The sequence below is a fragment of the Streptomyces sp. NPDC039736 genome, assembly GCF_055596485.1.
In genome coordinates this window covers 1-23,893 of the sequence record NZ_JBVIUQ010000012.1, presented here as the reverse complement: position 1 = coordinate 23,893, position 23,893 = coordinate 1, and the positions used below count along the sequence as shown (strand labels likewise).

Here is a 23,893-nt window from a genome sequence, read left to right as displayed (position 1 = left end):
CGGGGGGCGTCGCCACCGCGTGGAGCACGGTCCCGGCGCCCGCCGTCCCGCCGGGCAGCCGGCCCGCCGCCGGGGCGGCCGGCTCGACGCCCGTGCGGGCCGCCCGGAGGGAGAGGCCGCGGTGGGCCGGGCCCGTCATCGGGCCGTCGCGCGGACCGGGACCGAGCCCCGCCCCACGTACGGCCCGGCCGCCACCGCGTCGAGCACGAACTCCGGTGGGCCCGTTCGTGCTCGGTGGCGGTCACCGCTCCCCGTCCCGTCGATTCGTTGACGTGTCATCGGTAACCTAGGGGTGGCATCGGTGACGTGTCAACCATTTCCCGGTAGGCTGCCCGGCGTGACCTCCGAACCCCGCTGGCTGACCGACGCCGAACAGCGCACCTGGCAGGCCTACCGCCGGATGCAGCTGCTGCTCGGCGCGCAGGTCTCCCGCGACCTGAACGCCGACAGCGGCCTCTCGGACGCCGACTACGACGTTCTCTCCCACCTCGGCCTCTCCGACCGCAACCGCTGCCGGATCAGCGAGTTGGCCGACCGCATGCTCTGGTCCCGCAGCCGCCTCTCCCATCATCTGACGCGGATGCAGCAGCGCGGGCTGGTGGCGCGGGAGGGGTGCGCGAGCGACGCCCGGTGCGCGGAGGTCGTCCTCACGGCCGACGGCCTGCGCACGCTGGAGGCGGCCGCGCCGCCGCACGTGGACTCCGTGCGCCGCAACTTCATCGACCTCCTCACTCCCGAGCAGCAGGCCGTCTTCGCGGAGATCGGCGAGGTCGTCGTCCGCCACCTCTCCGCCGGCGCGGAACCGCGCGCGAAGAAGCCGGCGCGCGGTACGGCGTAGGAAAGGGACCCGGCGCCCCCGCGTGAGGATGCCGGGCCCCTGGGGGCGTTCAGCCGTTCACCGCCCGGGCGGGCCGCGCCCCTTCAGGGACGAGGCCGACGCGGACGAGGGCACGGCGGGCGCCGGACCGTCGGGTGACGTGCCGTTGGGTGCCGTGCCGTGCCGTGCCGTGCCGTCCCGCACGGGCACGGGGCTTTCCCGGCGCCCGGACAGGGGCCGCCCCCTACACCAGGCTGTCCCGCCACGCCCGGTGCAGATCGGCGAAGCGGCCCTGCCCGCCGATGAGTTCCGCCGGGGTGCCGTCCTCGACCACCCGGCCCCGCTCCATCACCAGCACCCGGTCCGCCACCTCCACCGTCGAGAGCCGGTGCGCGATCACCACCGCCGTACGGCCCCTCAGCACCGTGTGCATCGCGTGCTGGACCGCCTGCTCGCCCGGGACGTCCAGCGAACTCGTCGCCTCGTCCAGGATCAGCACCGCCGGGTCGGCCAGCAGCGCGCGGGCGAAGGCCACCAACTGCCGCTGGCCCGCCGAGATCCGGCCGCCCCGCTTGCGTACGTCCGTGTCGTACCCGTCCGGCAGGCCCGCGATGAAGCCGTGCGCCCCGATCGCCTTCGCCGCCCGCTCGATGTCCTCCCGGGTGGCCTCCGGACGGCCGATCGCGATGTTCTCCGCGACCGTGCCCGAGAAGAGGAAGGCCTCCTGGGTGACCATGACGACTCCCCGCCGCAGCTCGGGGGTCGAGAGGGTGCGCAGGTCCGTGCCGTCCAGCAGGACACGGCCCTCCGTCGGGTCGTAGAAGCGGGCCAGCAGCTTCGCGAGGGTCGACTTGCCCGCCCCGGTGGAGCCGACCACGGCCACCGTCTGCCCGGCGGACAGCGTCAGGTCGAAACGCGGCAGGACCTCGCCGCCGGTCCGGTAGGCGAAGCGCACGCCGTCGAAGACCACCTCCCGGCCCGGGGACGCCGTCGGCCCCTTCGCCGGAAGCGCCTGCGGCTCGGCCGGCTCCGGCACCGTCGGCGTCTGGGCCAGCAGCCCCGCGATCTTCTCCAGCGACGCCGCCGCCGACTGGTAGGAGTTCAGGAACATGCCCAGCCGGTCGATCGGGTCGTACAGGCGGCGCAGATACAGGACCGCCGCCGCCAGGACACCGAGGGCAAGGGTGCCGGACGCGACCCGGTGGGCCCCCCACAGGACGATGCCCGCGACCGCCGTGTTGGCGACCAGGCGCGAGCAGGTGACGTACCGCGCCATCTCCAGCAGGCCGTCCCCGTTGCGGAGTTCGTGTTGCCGGTTGAGCGCCGCGAAGGCCTCGTCGTTCGCCTTCTCCCGGCGGAACGCCCGCACCGGCCGGATGCCGTTCAGCGTCTCCGCGAACTTCACGATCACCGCCGCCACTGCCGTGGACCGCGCCCCGAACACCACCCCGACCCGCCGGCGGTACATCCGCACCAGCAGGTACAGCGGTACGAACGACGCCACCGCCGCCCCGCCCAGACCCAGGTCCAGCCACAGCAGCATGGCCGAGATGGAGACGAAGGACAGGACCACGCCGATGAGTTCCTGCAGGCCCTCGGAGAGCAGCTCGCGCAGCGACTCGACGTCGGTGGTCGAGCGGGAGATCAGCCGGCCCGAGGTGTAGCGCTCGTGGAAGTCCACGCTGAGCGCCTGCGCGTGCCGGAAGATGCGCCCGCGCAGGTCCAGCAGCACGTCCTGGTTGAGGCGCGCCGAGACCATCAGGAACGCATATTGGAGCGCCCCGGCCGCCGCCGAGCAGACCAGGTAGCCGACCGCGACCGCGATCAGCGGCCCGTAGTCCGCCCGCCGGAACGCGGGCACGCCCCGGTCGATCGCGTACGCCACCAGCAACGGGCCCGCCTGCACCGCCACTTGCTGGAGCAGCAGCAGAACCACCCCGAGCGCCACCCTGCGCCGGCCGGCCCGCAGGAGGGAACGCAGCAGGCGGCCGGTCGCACCGGGCGGGGAGGGGAGGTCGTCCTTGTCGAAGGGGTCGTCGGCGGCCCCGGTCCGGATCTCCTCGGCGTCGTCCACGACGGGCGCGGGCTTCTCCTGGTCGATGGTGGTCACGCGTCCGCCCCCTCGTGGATGGTGGTGCCGGCGGTCTCCCCGGCCGCCCGCTCGCCCGACATCAGCCAGGCGTACTCGGCACTGTCCCGCAACAGCTCCTGGTGGGTGCCGACGGCCGTGATCCGCCCGCCGGACAGCAGCGCCACCCGGTCCGCGAGCAGCACGGTCGACGGCCGGTGCGCGACGACCAGCGCCGTGGTGTGCTCCAGCACCCGCCGCAGCGCCGCCTCGACCAGGGCCTCGGTGTGCACGTCGAGCGCCGACAGCGGATCGTCCAGTACGAGGAACCTCGGCTCCCCGACCACCGCCCTGGCCAGCGCCAGCCGCTGCCGCTGCCCGCCGGACAGGCTGAGCCCCTGCTCACCGACCTGCGTGTCCGTGCCGTGCGGCAGCCGGTGCACGAAGTCGGCCTGGGCGACGGCCAGCGCGCGCCGCAGCTCCTCGTCCCCGGCGTCCGGGCCCGCGCCCATCAGCACGTTCTCGCCGACCGACGCCGAGAACAGCGTCGGCTCCTCGAACGCGACGGCCACCAGCTCCCGCAGCTCCTCGCGCGGCATGGCGGTGATGTCCCGCCCGTCCAGCGTGATCCTCCCGCCGGTCGCCTCGTGCAGCCGGGGCACCAGGGCCGTGAGGGTCGTCTTCCCGGACCCGGTCGCCCCGACGAGCGCAAGGGTCTCCCCGGGCCTGACGTGCAGGTCGATGCGGCGCAGCAGGGGCACGGACCCGGGCTCGGCGTCCGGATAACGGAACTCCACCCCCTCGAACCGGATGCCGTCCCGGGCAGCGGGTGCGGCCGATGCCCCCGAGGGAGTGGGCGCGGCCGATGTCCCCGAGGCAGCCGGTACGGCCGAGGCCCCCCGGGCAGCCGATACGGCCGAGGGTTCCGGGGCGGCCGGAGATCCCGGAGCGACCGACCCGCCCGAAGATTCCAGGGCGGCCGGAGATCCCGAGACAACCGGCCCGCCCGAAGGTTCCGAGGCGGCCGGAGGCCCCGAAGCGACCGGCCCGCCCGACGCCTCCCGGGACGTGACCTCCTCCGTCTCCTCCTCGGCGTCCATCACCTCGAAGAACCGCTCCGTCGCCGTCGCCGCCTCCTGCGTCATCGCCAGCAGGAACCCGATCGACTCCACCGGCCACCGCAGCGCCAGCGCCGTCGACAGGAACGCCACCAGCGTTCCGGCCGACAGACCTCCGTCCGCCACCTGGACCGTGCCCAGCACCAGCGCCGCCCCGATCGCGGCCTCCGGGATGAAGGTGATCATCGCCCAGATGCCCGCGAGCAGCCGGGCCTTCAGCAGCTCGGTGCCGCGCAGCTCCAGCGACAGCTCGCGGAACGCCCGCGACTGCGCCCTGTGCCGGCCGAAGCCCTTGATGATCCGGATGCCGAGGACGCTCTCCTCGACCACCGTCGTCAGATCGCCGACCTGGTCCTGCGCCTTCCGCGCCACCAGCGCGTACTTTGCCTCGAACACCGAGAGCAGGATCATCAGCGGGAGCACCGGCACCAGCAGCACCAGCCCCAGCGACCAGTCCTGCACCAGCAGAATCGCGAACCCGGCCAGGATCGTCGTCCCGTTCACGATCAGGAAGGTGAGCGGGAACGCAAGGAACATCCGGATCAGCATCAGGTCCGTCGTACCGCGCGACAACACCTGCCCCGAGGACCACTTGTCGTGGAACGCCACCGGCAGCCGCTGCACGTGCCGGTACAGGTCCGCCCGCAGCCGCGCCTCCACACCGGCCAGCGGCCGGGCCACCAGCCACCGCCGGAAGCCGAACAGCAGCGCCTCCACGACGCCCAGCACCAGCAGCGCCGCCGCGCCCAGCCACACCCCGCCCGGGTCCCGGCCGGCGACCGGACCGTCGACGATCCACTTCAGGACGAGCGGGAAGACCAGGCTCAGACAGGACGCCACGATCGCGACGACCGCCGCGCTGCCCCAGCGCACGCGGACCGGCCGGACGTACGGCCAGAGCCGCAGCAGGACGCGCGGCGAGGACCGCGCCGGTTCCCGCGGTCTCCCGTCGGCGGACTCGGCGGCGTCCGGTCCGGGGCCGGGCTCGGGCTCTGGGGAGGTGCGTGTATCGCTCATCGGGCACGAGAGTACGAGGAGGGGACGCCGCCGCCCAGTGAGTATTCCGGGGCGCAGGGCAGCACACCCGCCCGGCCGGCCGTGCACCCCCGGGGCCCCTACGGGTCGTACGGGACGGATCAGCCGTCCGGCGTCGCCATCAACCGATCGGCTGATGCCTCCCGGGAGCGCGATGGCCGATACCGGCGCGCCCCGCGTCCGGGGATGCTCGTGCCATGCCTCAGAACACACCGCTGATCGAAGTCACCGGCCTCCGCAAGAGCTACAGCGGCCGCACCGTCGTCGACGGTGTCTCCTTCTCCGTCGAGGAGGGCGAGATCTTCGGCATCCTCGGGCCGAACGGCGCCGGCAAGACCACCACCGTGGAGTGCGTCTCCGGACTGCGCGTCCCCGACTCCGGCACCGTGCGCGTCGCCGGACTCGACCCGGTCGCCGACCACGAGCAGACCTCCCGCCTCCTCGGCGCCCAGCTCCAGGAGAGCGAACTCCAACCCAAGATCCTGGTCCGGGAGGCGCTGGAGCTGTACGCGTCCTTCTACCCGAACCCCGCCGACTGGCGGCCGCTGGCCGAACGCCTGGGCCTCAACGACAAGTTGACCACCCGCTTCGCCAAGCTCTCCGGCGGCCAGAAGCAGCGCCTGTCCATCGCGCTCGCCCTGATCGGCAACCCCCGCGTGGTGGTCCTGGACGAACTGACCACCGGGCTCGACCCGCGCGCCCGCCGCGCCACCTGGAAGCTCATCGAGGACGTGCGCCGGCAGGGCGTCACCGTCCTGCTGGTCACCCACTTCATGGAGGAGGCCCAGCGCCTCTGCGATCGCATCGCCGTCATCGACAAGGGCCGGGTCGCGGCCCTGGACTCGCCGTCCGGGCTGATCGGCCGCTCGGCCGGCTCCACCGTCATCTCCTTCACGCCCTCCCGCCCGCTGGACCCGGCGGACCTGGCGGCCCTGCCCGAGGTCGCCACCGTCGAGCACCGCGGGGAGCAGCTCACCATCACCGGCACCGACGTCACCGTCAACGCCGTCGTCACGCTGCTCGCCCAGCACCGCATCACCGCCCACCAACTGCGCGTCACCGACGCCACGTTGGACGACGCCTTCCTCGACCTCACCGAGGAGCGCGAGAGCACCGCCACGGACACCGCAGGAAAGGCCGCCTGAACCATGACGACCGCAGCCCCCGCCCCCGCCCGCACCCGCCGTCCGGTTCCCGGCGGTCCCGCGCTCGCCGCCGTGTTCAAGGCGGAGGGCCGGCTCTTCCTCCGCGAGCCCGGCTCCCTCTTCTGGATCCTCGGCTTCCCGACGACGCTGATGGTGATCCTCGGCCTGATCCCGTCCTTCCGGGAGGCCGACCCCGGCCTCGGCGGCCGCCGCGTCATCGACCTCTACGTCCCCATCGCCGTACTCCTCGGCATGATCATGGCCTCCATCCAGGCCATGCCGCCGGTCCTCACCAGCTACCGCGAACGCGGCATCCTGCGCCGGCTGTCCACCACCCCGGTGCGCCCGCTTGCGATCCTCGGCGCGCAGATCGCCCTGCACGGCGCGGCGATGATCGTCTCCGCGCTGATCACGATCACCGTCGGCAAGCTGGCCTTCGGCGTGGCGCTGCCCTTCTCGCAGCCCGGTTACGTCCTGTCCATGCTGCTGATGACCGCCTGCGCGCTCGCCCTCGGCGCGACCCTCTCCGCCATCGCGGCGACGACCAAGGCGGCGACGGCGATCGGCTCCGTGGTCTTCCTGCTGATGATGTTCACCTCGGGCGTGTGGCTGCCCGTGCAGACGATGCCGGACCTGCTCCAGACCATCGTCACGCTGACCCCGTTCGGCGCCGCGTCCCAGGCGCTGGACCACGCCATGCTCGGAAGCTGGCCGGAATGGCGGCACTTGGGGATCATGGCCCTGTGGGCGGCGGGCCTCACCGGTGCGGCAGCGCGCTGGTTCCGCTGGGAGTAGGCGCGTGGGACCGGGGGAGCGGACGATGAACGTCGAGGACGCACTGCGGGAGAGGACCTACCGCTGGGGTCCGTACGGACTCCTGGCCCTCGCCACGGGCATCTCCCTGTGCACGGTCGACGAACTGATGACCCCCACGAAGCTGTACGCACTGGGGCCGACGGTCGCCGCGGCGCTCGCCCTGCACCTCTGGGCGGGGGCGGCCGGGGTGCACCGGACGGGCGAGGTGTCCGTGAGCAAAGGGGTGTACTACGGCCTGCGGACGCTGCTCGGGCTCGTCCTGACCGTCCTCAACCCCTTCTACTCGATCTACGCCGTGCAGGGCTACTTCGACTCCCACGACATGCTGGCCGTCCGCTGGGCCCGGGTGGGCCTGCTGGTCACCGCGGGGACCATGGCGTACGGGCAGGCCGCCGGCGTGTGGGCGCTGTTCGCCGCCCTGTTCGTCCTGCACGCCGGTCTCGCCCTGACCTTCGAACACCTCGGGGCCAAGGCCGACCTGGACCGGAAGAAGAAGGCGGAAACCATCCTCGCCCTCGAAGAGGCCAACTCCCGCCTGGAGGAGGCCCTCGCCGAGAACGCCGCCCTGCACGACCAGCTCATCGTCCAGGCCCGCGAAGCGGGCGTCGCCGACGAACGCCGCCGGCTCGCCGCCGAGATCCACGACACCATCGCCCAGGCCCTCACCGGCATCGTCACCCAGCTCCAGGCCGCCGCCGACAGCCCCGACCGGGCCGCCGCCCAGGCCCACCTGGACCGGGCCACCACCCTCGCCCGCACCGGCCTCGGCGAGGCCCGCCGCTCGGTGCGCGACCTCAGCCCCGCCGCGCTGGTCCACGACGACCTGCCCGGGGCCCTGCGGAAGACCGTCGCCGACTGGTCCCAGTCGGCCGCCGTACCGGCCGAGTTCACGGTCACCGGCACCGTCGACCCCCTGCACGACGAGATCCAGGCGACCCTCCTGCGCATCGCCCAGGAGGCCCTCACCAACGCCGCCAAGCACGCGCACGCCACCCGCGTCGGCGTCACCCTGTCCTACATGGGCGACGAGATCACCCTGGACGTCCGCGACGACGGGCGCGGCTTCGACCTCGTCGCCGACGCCACCATCGGCTTCGGCCTCACCGGCATGCGGGCCCGCGCCGAACGCCTCGCTGGCACCGTCGACATCGAGTCCGAGCCCGGCTACGGCACGGCGGTCTCCGCCCGCGTACCTTTGGTCGACCATGCCTGAGAACCCCGCCGCCGACCGGCCCATCACCCTCCTCCTCGTCGACGACCACCCCGTCGTACGGGACGGCCTGCGCGGCATGTTCGCCGCCGCCCCCGGCTTCGAGGTCCTCGGCGAGGCCGAGAGCGGCCCCGAGGGCGTCGAACTGGCCCAGCGCCTTCGTCCGGACGTGATCCTCATGGACCTCCGGATGCCGGGCGGCGGGGGAGTGGCCGCCATCGCCGAACTCTCCCGGCGCGGCCTCCCGGCCAAGGTCCTGGTCCTCACCACGTACGACACCGACACCGACACCCTGCCCGCGATCGAGGCGGGCGCGACCGGCTACCTCCTCAAGGACGCCCCCCGCGACGAGCTCTTCACCGCCGTCCGCGCGGCCGCCGCCGGCCGCACGGTCCTCTCCCCGGCCGTCGCCACCCGCCTGGTCACCCAGGTCCGCAACCCCCGCCCCGCGGGCCCGAGTTCCGACTCGCCCCTCTCGGCCCGCGAGCTGGAGGTCCTGCGCCTGGTCGCCAAGGGCACCTCCAACCGCGAGATCGCCCGCATCCTCTTCGTGAGCGAGGCCACGGTGAAGACCCACCTCACCCACCTCTACGCGAAGCTCGCCGTCAACGACCGCGCGGCAGCGGTCGCCACGGGCTACGAACGCGGCATTCTGGGCTGAACCCCGAAGATCGTGACCCAGCCGTGCTGTCGGCCTCCGCGCCCCGCCCGGACCATGGGTCGCCGGATGTGATCACGACGGGCGGGAAACATGAAGACGTCGCACGCGAGCAGGGCTCTCGCACTGGCAGTGGTGCTCCTCCTGGCGGCGGTCGGCTGCACGGACGACGACACCGCCACGTCGGCCGCCCCGCCCCGACACCCGGTCTACTCCGAACGCCCCGCCGACCAGCTGGTGGCCGCCGGAAAGAGCACCAAGGCGGCCGGCACGGCCCGCTTCACCTCCACCTTCACCTGGGAGTCCCCGGCCGGGAAACTGATCGACACCACCACCGGCGACCAGTCCTTCAGCAGGGCCGTCGCCCACGCGAACCGCTCCGTCACCGTGCCCGAGGGATTCCCCGCAGTCATCGCCGACCTGTACGGCACCCGGCCCGGCCGCAAGCGTCACGGGTACGCCGTCCAGGGCAGCGACGTCTTCTACCGCACGCTGAAGGGCACCTGGCTGCGCTACCCCGCGGGCGCCCCGCAGGAGTTCGCACAGGCCACCTGGGGCTTCAACGAGCGTGCCGGCTCCGTCACCCCGTACGGCGGCACCCTCGCCGACACGGTGTTCGGCTCGTTCCCCACGGCCCCGCCCCGCGCCCTCCCCGACGGCACCCGCCGCTACACGCTGCACGCCGACGGCGGCGTCGCCGAGCCCCTCCTCCCGAAGGGCCTCACCGTCCGGGACTCGCCCGAGCCCGCGGTGGCGAAGTCCGAGCCCGTCAAGGTCCCGCTCACCGTCGACCTCGACACGGACGGCCGCCTGACCAGGGCCTCCGCGGACCTCACCCCGCTGCTCGCGGAGCGTACCGCCGAAGCGGACCTCACCCTCCGCGCCGAACTGCGCTTCACGCACTACGGCACCGCCACCGGCCCCCCGGTCCCCCGGGGCGACCGCACCGAGGACGCCACCCGTGCCCTGACCTTCCTGACCGGCCTGAAGCCCGGCGCCTGCGCCACCACCGACACCGGCCTCGACGGCCTCTCCCTCGTCCGCCGGGCGGACTGTGCCGCCGGGGAGCACGACCTGCGCGTCCTGGGCCAGATCAAGGTCGACAAGTCCACCCGGGAGCGGATCACCGCCCAGGACGGCGACGCCATCGCGTCCCGCCGCTGCTCCGCCCTCGCCGCGAACGCCGCCCCCCGCCTGCGCGCCGAGGCGCGTCCCGCGGGCCACCACGCCGTGTACGGCTGGAGCGAGTGGTCCACCCTCATGGGCGGCCCCGACGGCGGCACCAACACCATCGAGGGCCAGTACACCTGCTACTTCATCACCTCGGCCCCGGTCGACCCGGACACCGTCCGCGAAGTGTGAGTCACCTCCCCACCCGCAGCAGCACCACCGACCGCCCCGCCACCGCCACCACCGCGCCGCCCTCGTGGCGCGCCCCCGGCTCCGCCGCCTGCTCCTCCGCCGACGTGTCCACGACCACCTCGTACGACGCCGCCCACGGCTCCCCGGGCAGGGTGAACTGCACCGGGTCGGGGCCCGCGTGCAGCACCGCGAGGAAGCTGTCGTCCGCTATCGGCAGGCCCCGCGCGTCCCGGCCGGGGATGTCCGTGCCGGAGAGGTACATGCCGAGGGTGGAGGCCGGCGCGTACCAGTCGTCCTGGGTCATCTCCTCGCCCCGCGGCGTGAACCACGCCAGGTCCCGCAGCCCGTCCGCCCCCTGCGGCCGGCCCGAGAAGAAGGCGCGGCGGCGCAGCACCGGATGAGTGTGGCGCAGCGCCAGGAGGCGGGAGGTGAGGTCGAAGAGGGCCCGCCACTCCGGCCGGCCGAGCAGCGACCAGTCCACCCAGCTCGTCTCGTTGTCCTGGCAGTACGCGTTGTTGTTGCCGCCCTGCGTGCGCCCCATCTCGTCGCCCGCGACCAGCATCGGGACACCGGTGGACAGCAGCAGGGTGGTGACCAGGTTGCGCAGTTGCCGGCGCCGCAGGGCCAGCACGGACGCGTCCGACGTCTCGCCCTCCGTGCCGCAGTTCCAGGAACGGTTGTCGTGCGTGCCGTCGCGGTTGCCCTCGCCGTTGGCCGCGTTGTGCTTCTGCTCGTACGACACCAGGTCGCGCAGGGTGAAGCCGTCGTGCGCGGTGACGAAGTTGACCGAGGCGTACGGGCGGCGCCCGCCCCACGCGTACAGGTCGCTGGACCCGGACAGGCGGTACCCGAGGTCCCGCACGTCCGGCAGCGCGCCCCGCCAGAAGTCGCGGACCGCGTCCCGGTAGCGGTCGTTCCACTCCGTCCACAGCGGCGGGAAGGCGCCGACCTGGTAACCCCCGCTGCCCACGTCCCACGGCTCGGCGATCAGTTTCACGCGCCGCAGCGTCGGGTCCTGCGCGATCACCGCGAGGAACGGCGAGAGCATGTCCACGTCGTGCATCGAGCGGGCCAGCGCCGCCGCCAGGTCGAAGCGGAAGCCGTCCACGCCCATCTCGTTGACCCAGTAGCGCAGGGAGTCCGTGATGAGCCGCAGCACGTGCGGCTGCACCACGTGCAGCGTGTTGCCGCAGCCGGTGTAGTCCGCGTACCGGCGCGCGTCGCCCTGCAGCCGGTAGTAGCCCCGGTTGTCGATGCCCCGCAGCGACAGCGTCGGCCCCAGCTCGCCCGCCTCCGCCGTGTGGTTGTAGACCACGTCGAGGATGACCTCGATCCCCGCCGCGTGCAGCGCCTGCACCATCCGCTTGAACTCGCCGACCTGCCGGCCGGCCGTCCCGGACGCCGCGTACGCCGCGTGCGGGGCGAAGTAGCCGATGGAGTTGTAGCCCCAGTAGTTCTTCAGGTTCCGCCGCAGCAGGTGGTCCTCGTGCGCGAACTGGTGCACCGGCAGCAGCTCGACGGCCGTCACCCCCAGCCGTACGAGGTGCTCGACGGCGGCGGGATGGGCCAGCCCCGCGTACGTACCGCGCAGCTCCGGCGGAATCCCCGGGTGGCGCATGGTGAAGCCGCGCACGTGGAGTTCGTAGATGACGGTGTCCGACCAGGGCGTCTTCGGCCGCCGGTCGTCCACCCAGTCGTCGTCGTCCTGGACGACCACGCCCTTGGGGACGTACGGCGCGGAGTCCCGGTCGTCGCGCACGGTGTCCGCCACGTGCTGCTGGGGCCAGTCGCGCACGTGCCCGTACACCTGCGCCGGGAGCGTGAAGTCGCCGTCGACGGCCCGCGCGTACGGATCGAGGAGCAGCTTCGCCGGATTCCACCGGGCGCCCGTCCACGGGTCCCAGCGCCCGTGCACCCGGAACCCGTACCGCTGCCCCGGCCGCACCCCCGGCACGAAGCCGTGCCACACCTCGTGCGTCAGCTCCACGAGCGGCAGCCGCGTCTGCGCGCCCGCCTCGTCGAACAGGCACACCTCGACGGCCTCCGCACCCCCCGCCCACAGCGCGAAGTTGGTGCCCGCCACCCCGTCCGGGCCGACCCGGAAGCGGGCCCCCAGGGGGTTCGGGGTCCCCGGCCACACGGGCGGCCGGGGACCCCCGGCGGAGCGCCGGCGTCCGCCGTTCTGCTGCCCGGCCCTGGCCGCGGCCCCGTCAGGGGGGCCGTGGAACGCCTCGCCTGTACGTACCACGTGCACGCCTCGCTCGGGTGCGCTCTCGGGTGCGCTCGACACCTGTCAGCCTCCTGCGGCTCGTCGGGGACCGGCGAGTCGAGAGGCCCGGCGGCGTTCCGGCCGCCAGGCTCTCCACATGAGGTCCTTCCTGCTGTCATGCCCAGAGTGGCGCTCGCACTCACGTTTCCTCCGCAGGCCGCCGGTCGTTGGCCCGAACATGAGACGCCCCGTTCCGGGAGCCGGCCGCCCCGCCGTACTGCGGGCCGGGCTCGCCGTCCTCCTGTTCACCGCCCTCACCGGCTGCTCCGGCGGCGTCGGCTCCTGGTTCGACGGCGCGCCCCGTTCGCCCGAGGAGGCCATCCGGGTCGTCCCCGAGGACAACGCCCGGGACGTCCGGGCCGGCTCGCCGCTCGAAGTCACCGTTCCCGAGGGCCGCCTGGAACGGGTCAAGGTGCTGCGCGTCGAGGACGCCGAGCGGCAGGAGGTGCGCGGGCGGATCAGCGCCGACGGCACCTCCTGGCAGCCGGACGCCGCCGACGCCTCCGCCCGGCTGGTGCTGGCCGCCAAGTACACCGTGCACGCGGTCGCCGTCGACGAGGACGGCAAGCGGCAGGCCCGTACGACCTCCTTCACCACCTTCGTCCCCGAGGAGCGCTTCATCGGGTACTTCAAGCCCGAGAACCGGTCCACCGTCGGCACCGGAATGATCCTCTCCTTCTCCTTCAACCGGCCCATCCGGGACAGGGCGGCCGTCGAACGGGCCATCCGCGTCACCTCGCGGCCCGCCGTGCCGGTCGTCGGCCACTGGTTCGGCAAGGAGAGGCTCGACTTCCGGCCACGTACGTACTGGAAGCCGGGCACCCGCGTCACCGCCGACATCCGCCTGCGCGACGTCCAGGCCGCCCCCGGCGTCTACGGCATCCAGCACAAGACCGTCGGCTTCACCGTCGGCCGCCACCAGACCGCCCTCGTGGACGCCGCCGCGCACACCATGACCGTCACCCGCGACGGGGAGGTCCTCGCCGAGGTGCCGATCAGCGCGGGCACCGCCAAGAACCCCACGTACAACGGGAAGATGGTGGTCAGCGAGATGCAGGACGTGACCCGGATGAACGGCCGCACCGTCGGCTTCGGCGGCGAGTACGACATCGCCGACGTCCCGCACGCCGTCCGGCTCACCTCCTCCGGCACCTTCCTGCACGGCAACTACTGGGCGCGCGGCGTCTTCGGCTCCCGCAACACCAGTCACGGCTGCATCGGCCTGCGGGACGTGAAGGGCGGCAGCGAGTCCACCCCGGCGGGCTGGTTCTTCGACCGCACCCTGATCGGCGACGTGGTCGAAGTCGTGAACTCGACCGACCGGAACGTGGCTCCCGACAACGGCCTCGGCGGCTGGAACATGGGATGGGACCAGTGGACGGCGGGCTCCGCCCTGCGCTGACTCCCCGCACCGCGGCCAAGGCCCGCGTCCGGGCCCGCACCCGGGCCCGCTCACCCGGATTCACCTGCGCTCACTTGGAACGGAACGGTGACATTCCGGGGGAGTTCCCACCGCGTCCGGTGTGATTGTCTAGCGCGGTGTGCGCGGTAGTTGCGCACGGGGGTGCGGGCCTGGTCAGGCCGTGCGCGAGGGGAGAATTCCACATTGAACAGGCAGCCGGTCCGGACCTTCGAGGTCCAGGCATCCACAGGACGCCGGGCAGTACGCGGGAACGGCGGCCGGGCACTGCTCGCCCTCGTCCTCGGCGCCCTGCTGCTCCTCGTCACCGCGTGCGGCGGCGGTGACGGCAAGAGCCCCGCCCAGCGGGAGAAGCAGGAGCCGGGCGCGGCGGACACCAAGGCCTCGCAGGCCGTCGTCACCGTCGCCCCGAAGAACGGTGCGAAGGACGTCGCCACCAGCGGCACCCTGAAGGTCACCGCCGACAAGGGCAAGCTTGCCGAGGTGCAGGTCACCGACGGCAAGGGCAACGAGATCGAGGGGAAGATCTCCGCCGACGGCAGCGGCTGGGAGCCGTCCCACCACCTCGCCTCGGGCACCACGTACAAGGTGCACGCACTCGCGAAGGACGCCGAGGGCCGCGCCTCCGCGCAGGACACCAGCTTCACCACGCTCGTCCCGAAGAACACCTTCATCGGCGACTTCCGCCCGGAGAACGGCTCCACGGTCGGCGTCGGCATGCCGGTGTCCTTCCGCTTCAGCCGGGGCATCACCTCGCCCGAGGCCGTCGAGCGGGCCATCAAGGTGACGGCCGAGCCGTCCGTGCCGATAGAGGGCCACTGGTTCGGCAACGACCGCCTGGACTTCCGCCCGGAGAAGTACTGGGAGCCCGGCACCAAGGTCACCGTGAAGATCAACCTGAACGGCGTCGAGGGCCGCAAGGGCGTCTACGGCAAGCAGTCCCGCACGGTGAAGTTCACGATAGGCCGCAGCCAGGTCTCCACCGTCGACGCCAAGGAGCACACCATGGAGGTCGTGCGCGACGGCAAGACGGTCCGTACGATCCCGATCACCGCGGGCGCCCCGTCCACGACGACGTACAACGGCCAGATGGTCATATCGGAGAAGCTCAAGGTGACCCGGATGAACGGCGCCACCGTCGGCTTCGGCGGCGAGTACGACATCAAGGACGTCCCCAACGCGATGCGCCTGTCGGACTCCGGCACCTTCATCCACGGCAACTACTGGGCGTCCGCGGGCACCTTCGGCTCCGCCAACGTCTCCCACGGCTGCGTCGGCCTGCGCGACCAGCGCGGCGCGGGCAGCAAGAGCACCCCGGCCGCCTGGTTCTGGAACGGCTCCCTGATCGGCGACGTGGTCGTCGTCAAGAACTCGCGCGACAAGCAGATCGCCCCGGAGAACGGCCTCAACGGCTGGAACATGTCGTGGGAGGACTGGAAGAAGTAGTTCTTCCTCTCCGAGGGGAAGGGCGGGCCCGGCGCACTGTGACCAAGTGCACCGGGCCCGCACCCGTTTCACGGGCGTGAACGGCCGCTAACCTCCCCGTATGACAGTCACCCTCTCCGTCACCTCGGGCGTCGGCACGATCCGCCTCGACCGCCCTCCGATGAACGCCCTCGACGTCGCCACCCAGGACCGCCTGCGCGAGCTGGCCGAGGAGGCGACCGGCCGCGACGACGTGCGCGCCGTCGTCCTCCACGGCGGCGAGAAGGTCTTCGCGGCGGGCGCGGACATCAAGGAGATGCAGGCGATGGACCACGCCGCGATGGTGGTCCGCTCCCGCGCGCTCCAGGAGTCCTTCACCGCCGTCGCCCGCATCCCCAAGCCGGTCGTCGCCGCCATCACGGGCTACGCGCTCGGCGGCGGCTGCGAGCTGGCCCTGTGCGCCGACTTCCGCATCGCCGCCGACAACGCCAAGCTCGGCCAGCCCGAGATCCTGCTCGGCCTCATCCCGGGCGCGGGCGGCACCCAGCGCCTGTCCCGCCTGGTCGGCCCCGCCAAGGCCAAGGACCTCATCTTCACCGGCCGGATGGTCAAGGCGGACGAGGCCCTGACGCTGGGCCTGGTCGACCGGGTGGTCCCCGCCGCCGAGGTCTACGAGCAGGCCCACGCCTGGGCCGCGAAGCTCGCCCAGGGGCCGGCGCTCGCGCTGCGCGCCGCCAAGGAGTCCATCGACTCGGGTCTGGAGACGGACCTGGAGACCGGCCTGGCCATCGAACGCACGTGGTTCGCGGGCCTGTTCGCCACCGAGGACCGGGAGCGGGGGATGCGCAGCTTCGTGGAGGAGGGCCCCGGCAAGGCCAAGTTCCTCTGATCCGTGGCCGATTGACGCGGGGTCGCCCGAAGGAGAGGGTTAGCCCAGCCTTAAGCGGGCCTTAAGGAAATACGCGCCTCCCACTCCGGGTGATCACCCGCATGCACCGAGTCATCGCAGCTCACGGCCCTGACGGCCGCTCGCGCATGTCTCCGGCACATGCCAGGAGCCGCCCTGCGGGCAGGGTGTTCCGGGGGTCTGTTTCTCCCGGAACACCCCGCGTCGCGCCGCCGGCGGCCATGATGGGGGGCATGGCGGGCCTGGAAGGTGTGGAGGAGCCGCGGCAGCAGGGTCAGGCGACCGCTGCGCGGTGGTTGCCGGCCGTCGAGTGCGAACGTACGCGCGGAGAGCGGGCGTCGTTCGGCGACCCGACGGAGGCCGAGGTGAAGCTGCCCTCGCTGGGCGAGTCGGCGGGCACCGCGCGCCGGCTCACCCTGTGGGTGGTGCAGCACAAGTGGGGGCTCTCCCCCCAGGTCTCGGAGTTCGCCGTACTGCTCGTCTCGGAGCTGGTCGGCAACGCGGTACGGCATACGGGCGCGCGGGTCTTCGGGCTGCGGATGCTGCGCCGCCGGGGCTGGATCCGCATCGAGGTGCGCGACCCCTCGCGCGGGCTGCCCTGCCTGATGCCGGTGAGCGAGCTGGACGTGAGCGGCCGGGGCCTCTTCCTCGTCGACAAGCTCTCCGACCGCTGGGGCGTGGACCTGCTGCCGCGCGGCAAGACGACGTGGTTCGAGATGAGGGTGGTGGACCGCGAGCGCTGAAGCCCGTCGCGGACGCTCGGGGCCGAGCTCGGTATTCAGCCGTACGCCATCGCTGATTCACGCATCGAATCCCATACTTATGCAGCGAAAGCCAGGCCCGTGGCCCATCTCACCAACGATTCACATCTAAACTATGCTGCTTTGCCCACTTTTGCCCGAGTAAGAGTTTTTGGCTTGAAGGCTCCCGTCTGCCATAGTCGGAGCCACGGACCCCATTGACCCGGGCAAGTTCGTCATCCGGCCCCGGAGCACACCCCTTCCGCTCCGCGGCCCCCTCGGAAGCCCCCACAGCGCGCCCCACCCCGGCGCCGGGGGGCTTCTGGCGTTTCCGGGCGGCGGCGGGCCCGGTGTCCGTACGGGTGTCGGTGTCTGGTCCGAGGTTCTGGCACCGGCGTCTGTTCCGGCCCTGGCCTCCACCGCGGTTCCGGTGCCCGTCCCGGGCCCGGCGTCCGGGTGTCCGTCCGGGCCGCCCGTGCCCGCCCCGGCCCCCGCTCCCGCGCCGACCTCCGCCAACGCCCCCGCGGCCGCACCCACTTCCGGTCCGGCCGGTTGACCTCGCAGCCCCCGCGCCGGCGCATACGCGCAACCGAACCCACTGACCCGCCCAAGGCCCTGCCGCCCGACGAACAAAACACCCTCGATGGACCAATCGTGAAAATCCTCGCTTTTCACACTTAGGGTGCTCACCCGGGGCGCACCCGCCCCCGCCCGGCGCCCCACCCATACCGGCGAGGTGACCCCATCGCACCACCGACCGACCGCCGCGCCCTGATGCGCGCCGGAACAGGTGCCGCCCTGACCGCCGCGCTCAGCACGGCCTGCGCCGCCCCCTCGGTACGCACCGGAGCCGCCCCGCCCCCGAGCCCGTCCGACGGCACCGGCGGCACGCCCCCCGGCCCGGACGGCACCGGCGCCGCTGCCTCCCCGTACCGCACGAACGGCACGACAGGCCCCGGCGGCCGCCGCGTCCACACCCGCGTCGCCCCGGCCCCCCGCCGTTTCCCCGGCCGCCCGGCGCAGATCGAGCACGGCCCCCGCGACCGTCCCGCGGTCGCCCTCACCTTCCACGGCCAGGGCGACCCCGCCATCGCGCGCACCCTCCTCGCCCAGGCCGAGCGCGCCGGGGCGCGCGTCACCGTCCTCGCCGTCGGCAGTTGGCTCGACGAGCACCCGGCGATGGCCCGCCGCATCCTCGACGGAGGCCACGACCTCGGCAACCACACGCAGCGCCACCTCACGGTCTCGGACATGCCGGACGCCGAAGCCCTTCGCGAGATCACCGACTGCGCCCGCCGCCTGCGCCGCCTCACCGGCTCGATCGGCACCTGGTTCCGCCCCTCGCGCACCCAGTACGCGACCGCGCGCGTCCAGCGCCTCGCCGCCCGCGCGGGCTACCCCCACGTCCTCTCCTACGACGTGGACTCCCTCGACTTCACCTCGCCCGGCGCGACGGCCGTCACCCGCAAGGTCGCCGGGGAGATCCGCAACGGATCCGTGGTGAGCCTGCACTTCGGTTACGCGGACACGGTCGCCGCGCTGCCCGCCCTCCTCGACGACCTCCACCGCCGCGGTCTGCGCGCGGTCACCACCACGGAGCTGCTGACCCCATGACCCCCCGCGAACACACCCGTACCCGTACCCGTACCCGTGCCCTCACCGGAACCCTCTGCCTCGCCGGAATCCTCCTCTCGACCCTCGCGGCCTGCGCCGACGGCACGGAGAACGCCGCGGCCCCCGGCACGAAGGCGGCCGCCCCGCCGGCCCAGCCCGCGAAGGTGGTCCCGGCCGGCCTCCCCGGCATGCCCCCGGTCCAGAACCCCAAGGACATCTACGCGGCCAACCGTCCGGGCAACATCGCCCCGGTCGCCCGCAACTTCCCCTCCCGCGTCTACGTCCCCAACACCAACTCCAACACCGTCTCGGTCATCGACCCCAAGACCTACAAGGTCATCGAAACGATCCCCGTCGGCATCCAGCCCCAGCACGTCGTCCCCTCCTGGGACATGAAGACCCTCTGGGTCAACAACAACCGCGGCCACACCCTGACCCCCATCAACCCCGCCAACGGCAGAGCCGGGAAGCCCGTGGAGGTCCACGACCCCTACAACCTCTACTTCACCCCGAACGGCAAGCACGCCGTCGTCATGGCCTCGATGGACCGCGAACTGGTCTTCCGCGACCCCCACACCATGAACCGGGTGAAGACCGAACCCGTCACCTGCGCGGGCGTCAACCACGCCGACTTCTCCGCCGACGGCCGCTACTTCATCGTGTCCTGCGAGTTCTCCGGCGAACTCCTCAAGGTCGACACGGAGAAGATGAAGGTCATCGGCCAGCAGAAGCTCCCCTTCGCGGGAGCGATGCCCCAGGACGTCAAGATCTCCCCCGACGGCAAGACCTTCTACATCGCCGACATGATGGCCCACGGCATGTGGGTCCTGGACGGCGAGAAGTTCACCACCCCCCGGCTCCTGCCCACGGGCAAGGGCTGCCACGGCCTCTACATCTCCCGCGACTCCAAGGAGATGTACGTCCCCAACCGCGGCGAGGGCTCGATCTCCGTCTTCGACTTCGCCAAGAACAAGCTCACCAAGAAGTGGCGCCTGCCCGACGGCGGCAGCCCCGACATGGGCGGGGTCTCCGCCGACGGCAAGGTGCTGTGGCTGGCCGGACGCTACGACTCCGAGGTCTACGCGATCGACACCACCAGCGGCCGCCAACTGGCCCGCATCCCCGTCGGCGACGGCCCCCACGGCCTCGCCGTCTACCCCCAGCCGGGCCGCTACTCCCTGGGCCACACGGGAATCTTCCGCTGACCCCACCCGCGGAAGGCGAGCCAGACCTTCCCCCGGCCCCACCGCGTACACGGCCCCGCGCCCCTTCGCAGGCGCGGGGCCGCACCGATCCCCGCCCCGCCCCACCCCGGCGCACACCAGGGCCGCTAACCTGTCGCCGTATTGGCCTGACTGCACCAAGGGGTGGACCACATGGCGGACATCGACACCGAGTCGGCGCGCACGGCGTTCGACAAGTTCGACAAGAACGGCGACGGCACCATCACGGCCGCCGAGTACAAGAGCGTGATGGCGGAGCTCGGCGACTTCACGGTCACCGAGACCGTGGCCCAGGCCGTCATCAACGCGCACGACGGCAACGCCGACGGCCGTCTGACCTTCGACGAGTTCCTGGCCTCCCGCAAGGCCTGACCGAACCCGACCCACGCACGAAGGGCCGGACCCCCACCCGGGGCCCGGCCCTTTCGCGTCCCCCCGCCACCTACCCCTGCCCGTCCAGCTCCCGCAGCTCCACCATGGCCCCCTCCAGCCACGTCACCCAGAACCGCTCCATCTCGATGCCGGCCCGCAGCACCAGCAGCTGGATGCGTTCCTCCCGCCCGTCGGCCCCTACCGGGAAGTCCCGCTTCTCGATCTCCTGATACGTGGCCAACTGCACCCGGTGCAGTCCCAGATGCCGCTCGACCTCGCCGAGCAGCTCCCCGGTGCCCACCATGGCCGCCGCCCGCAGCCGCAACGCGAACGCGTCCCGCAACGGCTTCGGGTCCTCCGCCTTCGCCACCCACGCGATCAGCTCCTCGCGCCCGGCGGGCAGCACCTCGTACTCCCGCTTCTGCCCCCGCGTCGGCACGTCCTGCGGCAGCGCCCTGATGAACCCGGCCCCCTCCAGCTTCCCGAGCTCGCGGTAGATCTGCTGATGGGTGGCCGACCAGAAGTACCCGATCGACATGTCGAACCGCCGCGTCAACTCCAACCCCGACGAGGGCTTCTCCAACAGGGCCGTGAGAATCGCATGCGCCAATGACATCCCCGCATCCTAGACACCCCCCTCCCTCCACCCCCTCGACCGAGCCCCCGGGCGACGACCCCCCTCCCGGCCCTCTTCCCCCTCCCTCCTCACAACGGGGCAGCCCCCTTCCTCCACCCCCTTGGGCGACGGAACCGCCACCCCCCGTCCCCGTTCCCTTGGGCGACGGGGCCGCCATCCCCCCGCCCCCTTGCGACGGAGCCGCCGTCCTCCCGCCCCCGTTCCCCTGGGCGACGGGAGCGTCATCCTCCGCCCCAGCCCTCTTGAGCGACGGGGCCGCCCCAAGCGGGCGAGGGGGGTGCCCCCTGCTCGGGCGGAGCCGAGAACTCGGGGGAGGGCGGGCAAAGGGGCGGCCCCGCCCGATCCGGGCCCACCCCGGTCCCGGCCCCTGCCCGCACCCCCGACACCGAACACCCCCGACGGGCTGCCGCCCCCTCCGCCAGGCCCCCCACCAGGGCCCCGCCCTAAAGCCCCACCCCCACCTCCACCCCCCGCTTGATCGCCCGCTTCGCATCCAGCTCCGCCGCCACCTCAGCCCCCCCGATCAAATGCGCCGACACACCCCCGCCGACCAACCCCTCGTACAGATCCCGCCTCGGCTCCTGCCCCGTGCACAGCACGACCGAATCCACCTCCAGCACCCGTCGCCGGCCCCCCACCACGACATGCACCCCCGCATCATCGATCCGCTCGTACGTGGCACCGGCGACCATCTCCACCCCCCGCTTCGCCAGCTCCGCCCGGTGGATCCACCCCGTGGTCTTCCCCAGCCCGGCCCCCACCTTCGTCTCCTTGCGCTGCAACAAGTGCACCGTCCGCCGCGCCCGCCCCCGCTCAGGAGCCCGCAGCCCGCCCCGCGCCCCGTACTCCACGTCCACACCCCACTGCCGGAAGAACACCTCCGGCGACAAGGCAGCCCCCTCGCCCTCATCCGTGAGGAACTCCGCCACATCGAAGCCGATGCCGCCCGCCCCGAGGACCGCCACCCGCTCCCCGACCTCCACCTCGCCGCGCAGCACCTCCAGGTACCCCACGACGCTCCGGTGTCCGACCCCCTCGATCTCCGGCACCCGAGGCGTCACCCCGGTGGCGACCACCACCTCGTCGTACGCCCCGTCCTTCAGCCCCTCAACCGTTACGGCAGCACCCAGCCGCACCTCGACCCCGAACTCCCGCAGCCGATTGCGGAAGTACCGCAGCGTCTCGTCGAACTCCTGCTTCCCCGGCACCCGCCGCGCCACGTTCAACTGCCCGCCGACCTCGTCGGCCGCGTCGAACAGCGTCACCGCGTGCCCCCGCTCCGCCGCCGTCACCGCACACGCCAGCCCGGCCGGCCCCGCCCCGACGACAGCCACCCGCTTGCGCGACCGCGTCGGCGCGAGCACCAGCTCCGTCTCATGACAGGCCCGCGGATTCACCAGGCAGGACGTGACCTTCCCGCTGAAGGTGTGGTCCAGGCAGGCCTGGTTGCACCCGATGCAGGTATTGATGGAATCGGCGCGCCCCGCCCGCGCCTTCGCCACGAAGTCCGGGTCCGCCAGGAACGGCCGTGCCAACGACACCAGATCCGCGTAACCCCCCGCGAGCAGTTCCTCCGCCAGGTCCGGCGTGTTGATCCGGTTCGTCGTCACGAGCGGCACCCCCACCGCCCCCATGACCTTCTTCGTCACCCACGCGAACGCCCCGCGCGGCACCGAGGTCGCGATGGTCGGAATCCGCGCCTCGTGCCACCCGATCCCGGTGTTGATGATGTCCGCCCCGGCCGCCTCCACCGCCTTCGCCAGCTCGACGACCTCACCGAAACTGGAACCGCCCGGCACCAGATCCAGCATCGACAGCCGGTACATCACGATGAACTCGCGCCCCACCCGTTCCCGCACCCGCCGCAGGATCTCCAACGGGAACCGCACCCTGTTCTCGAACGGCCCGCCCCACCGGTCGTCCCTCTTATTGGTGTGCTCCGCGATGAACTCATTGATCAGATACCCCTCCGACCCCATGATCTCGACGCCGTCGTACCCGGCCTCCTGCGCCAGCGCCGCCGCCCGCACGAAGTCCTCGACGGTCTCCTCGACCTCCGCATCGCTCATCTCATGGGGTACGTACGGGCTGATCGGCGCCTGCACCGCACTCGGCGCCACCAGGTCCGGGTGGTAGGCGTACCGCCCGAAGTGCAGGATCTGCATCGCGATCCGCCCACCCGCCGCATGCACGGCGTCCGTGACGACCCGGTGCCGCGCCGCTTCGTCCGGTGTCGTCAGCTTCGCGCCCCCGGGATACGGCCGTCCCCGCTTGTTCGGCGCGATCCCCCCGGTCACCATGAGCCCCACCCCGCCCCGCGCCCGCTCGGCGTAGAACGCGGCCATCCGCTCGAACCCGTTCTCCGCCTCCTCCAGCCCCACGTGCATGGAACCCATGACGACCCGGTTGGGCAGCGTGACGAACCCCAGATCCAACGGGGCCAGCAGATGCGGGTACCGCTCCGACTTCGACGGGCTCGACTGGCTCGACTGGCTCATCCGACGCCTCCATGCGTCCATGCGCTCACGCGACGACTCTTGTGCAACTAGTTGCATAATAGAGTCCAGGCGTGCGGATACTGGGTGAGCGCTGAGTCACACCGAACCCCGCTCGCTCGGGTTTGACGCGGACCCCGGGCTTCCGTAGGGTTCTGCGGGTTGTCCTATGTGAGCACCGGTCCTCGACCGACCCAGTGGCAGCCATTCCGCAGAAACCATGATCAATGAGCCGACATCAGTCGCGCCCATTGCCCTGCGCTTTTGCGAAATGAGGAATCCGCGTTCGAAAGAACGCCCCCGATTGGCATCGGGGCCCAGGAATCCGCTAATGTCTCACTCGTCGAAACGGCCCAACAGCCGCAAAGACAACCCCCCGCTGACTGGGAATCAGGCCCGAAAGGATCTGATAGAGTCGGAGCCGCCGGAAAGGGAAAACGCGAAAGCGAAGAACCTGGAAAGCAGCAAGCGGAAACCGAGGAAATCGGCACTGGAAACAGTCTGATAGAGTCGGAGACGCAAGAACAACAGAAACACCGAACGAAAACGTCCGGAGGAAAGC

Annotated in this window: 18 protein-coding genes; 13 read left to right on the top strand and 5 right to left on the bottom strand. The window is 72.2% G+C overall.

The features are described 5' to 3' along the window. Positions 1-337: 337 nt before the first annotated feature. Positions 338-838 carry a MarR family winged helix-turn-helix transcriptional regulator gene (locus ACZ56L_RS30295; RefSeq protein WP_471067602.1) on the top strand — a complete coding sequence of 167 codons (501 nt, stop codon included), beginning with the start codon at positions 338-340 and terminating at the stop codon, positions 836-838. Positions 839-1,061: 223 nt separating this feature from the next. Here ACZ56L_RS30295 and ACZ56L_RS30290 read toward each other — a convergent pair whose 3' ends face one another. Together ACZ56L_RS30290 and ACZ56L_RS30285 are read right to left on the bottom strand one after the other, a co-directional pair. Next, entirely contained in the window at positions 1,062-2,891 is a 1,830-nt protein-coding gene (locus tag ACZ56L_RS30290) for an ABC transporter ATP-binding protein (protein WP_471067801.1), read from the bottom strand. Positions 2,892-2,923: 32 nt separating this feature from the next. Beyond that, positions 2,924-5,020 (bottom strand): ABC transporter ATP-binding protein, encoded by a 2,097-nt coding sequence (locus ACZ56L_RS30285; RefSeq protein WP_471067599.1) that lies wholly within the window; start codon positions 5,018-5,020, stop codon positions 2,924-2,926. Positions 5,021-5,235: 215 nt separating this feature from the next. Between ACZ56L_RS30285 and ACZ56L_RS30280 the strand changes: the two genes are divergently transcribed. The 5 genes from ACZ56L_RS30280 to ACZ56L_RS30260 all read left to right on the top strand — a co-directional run bounded on the left by ACZ56L_RS30280 (position 5,236) and on the right by ACZ56L_RS30260 (position 10,229). Then, complete coding sequence (locus ACZ56L_RS30280; protein ID WP_345228315.1) at positions 5,236-6,183, top strand: ABC transporter ATP-binding protein; 948 nt, start codon at positions 5,236-5,238, stop codon at positions 6,181-6,183. 3 nt (positions 6,184-6,186) lie between these two features. After that, positions 6,187-6,978: an ABC transporter permease gene (locus tag ACZ56L_RS30275; RefSeq protein ID WP_345228314.1), complete on the top strand. Its 792-nt coding sequence runs from the start codon at positions 6,187-6,189 to the stop codon at positions 6,976-6,978. Between the two features lie 25 nt (positions 6,979-7,003). Further along, complete coding sequence (locus ACZ56L_RS30270; protein ID WP_471067595.1) at positions 7,004-8,212, top strand: sensor histidine kinase; 1,209 nt, start codon at positions 7,004-7,006, stop codon at positions 8,210-8,212. Then, positions 8,205-8,870, top strand: a complete 666-nt coding sequence (locus ACZ56L_RS30265; RefSeq protein ID WP_401755716.1) for a response regulator — start codon at positions 8,205-8,207, stop codon at positions 8,868-8,870. Before ACZ56L_RS30270 ends, ACZ56L_RS30265 begins: the two co-directional genes overlap by 8 nt. A 90-nt stretch (positions 8,871-8,960) precedes the next feature. Further along, positions 8,961-10,229 (top strand): hypothetical protein, encoded by a 1,269-nt coding sequence (locus ACZ56L_RS30260; protein ID WP_471067590.1) that lies wholly within the window; start codon positions 8,961-8,963, stop codon positions 10,227-10,229. Between the two features lies 1 nt (position 10,230). Here the strand turns inward: ACZ56L_RS30260 and glgX are convergent, their stop codons facing one another. Next, entirely contained in the window at positions 10,231-12,519 is a 2,289-nt protein-coding gene (gene glgX / locus ACZ56L_RS30255; protein WP_471067587.1) for a glycogen debranching protein GlgX, read from the bottom strand. Between the two features lie 157 nt (positions 12,520-12,676). Here glgX and ACZ56L_RS30250 point away from each other — a divergent pair, with 157 nt between their 5' ends. From ACZ56L_RS30250 to ACZ56L_RS30220, 7 genes are all read left to right on the top strand, one after another. After that, a complete protein-coding gene (locus tag ACZ56L_RS30250; protein ID WP_401755710.1) occupies positions 12,677-13,900 on the top strand; it encodes a L,D-transpeptidase in 1,224 nt (407 codons plus the stop codon). A 204-nt stretch (positions 13,901-14,104) separates the two neighbouring features. After that, positions 14,105-15,364 (top strand): L,D-transpeptidase, encoded by a 1,260-nt coding sequence (locus ACZ56L_RS30245; RefSeq protein WP_468692992.1) that lies wholly within the window; start codon positions 14,105-14,107, stop codon positions 15,362-15,364. A 100-nt stretch (positions 15,365-15,464) separates the two neighbouring features. Beyond that, positions 15,465-16,232: an enoyl-CoA hydratase/isomerase family protein gene (locus tag ACZ56L_RS30240; protein WP_345228308.1), complete on the top strand. Its 768-nt coding sequence runs from the start codon at positions 15,465-15,467 to the stop codon at positions 16,230-16,232. 146 nt (positions 16,233-16,378) lie between these two features. After that, positions 16,379-16,993 carry an ATP-binding protein gene (locus ACZ56L_RS30235; RefSeq protein WP_468692990.1) on the top strand — a complete coding sequence of 205 codons (615 nt, stop codon included), beginning with the start codon at positions 16,379-16,381 and terminating at the stop codon, positions 16,991-16,993. A 771-nt stretch (positions 16,994-17,764) separates the two neighbouring features. After that, positions 17,765-18,604: a polysaccharide deacetylase family protein gene (locus tag ACZ56L_RS30230; RefSeq protein WP_471067582.1), complete on the top strand. Its 840-nt coding sequence runs from the start codon at positions 17,765-17,767 to the stop codon at positions 18,602-18,604. Next, positions 18,601-19,809 carry a YVTN family beta-propeller repeat protein gene (locus tag ACZ56L_RS30225; protein WP_471067579.1) on the top strand — a complete coding sequence of 403 codons (1,209 nt, stop codon included), beginning with the start codon at positions 18,601-18,603 and terminating at the stop codon, positions 19,807-19,809. The genes ACZ56L_RS30230 and ACZ56L_RS30225 overlap by 4 nt, the downstream gene beginning before the upstream one ends. A gap of 171 nt (positions 19,810-19,980) precedes the next feature. Next, positions 19,981-20,199: an EF-hand domain-containing protein gene (locus tag ACZ56L_RS30220; protein ID WP_345228304.1), complete on the top strand. Its 219-nt coding sequence runs from the start codon at positions 19,981-19,983 to the stop codon at positions 20,197-20,199. 70 nt (positions 20,200-20,269) lie between these two features. On the opposite strand, the gene ACZ56L_RS30215 is transcribed toward ACZ56L_RS30220, so the two are convergent. Both ACZ56L_RS30215 and ACZ56L_RS30210 read right to left on the bottom strand, forming a co-directional pair. Next, on the bottom strand, positions 20,270-20,815 hold the full coding sequence (locus tag ACZ56L_RS30215; RefSeq protein ID WP_471067575.1) for a PadR family transcriptional regulator: 546 nt from the start codon (positions 20,813-20,815) through the stop codon (positions 20,270-20,272). Positions 20,816-21,279: 464 nt separating this feature from the next. After that, on the bottom strand, positions 21,280-23,334 hold the full coding sequence (locus tag ACZ56L_RS30210) for an oxidoreductase (RefSeq protein WP_471067572.1): 2,055 nt from the start codon (positions 23,332-23,334) through the stop codon (positions 21,280-21,282). Between the last annotated feature and the right edge of the window lie 559 nt (positions 23,335-23,893).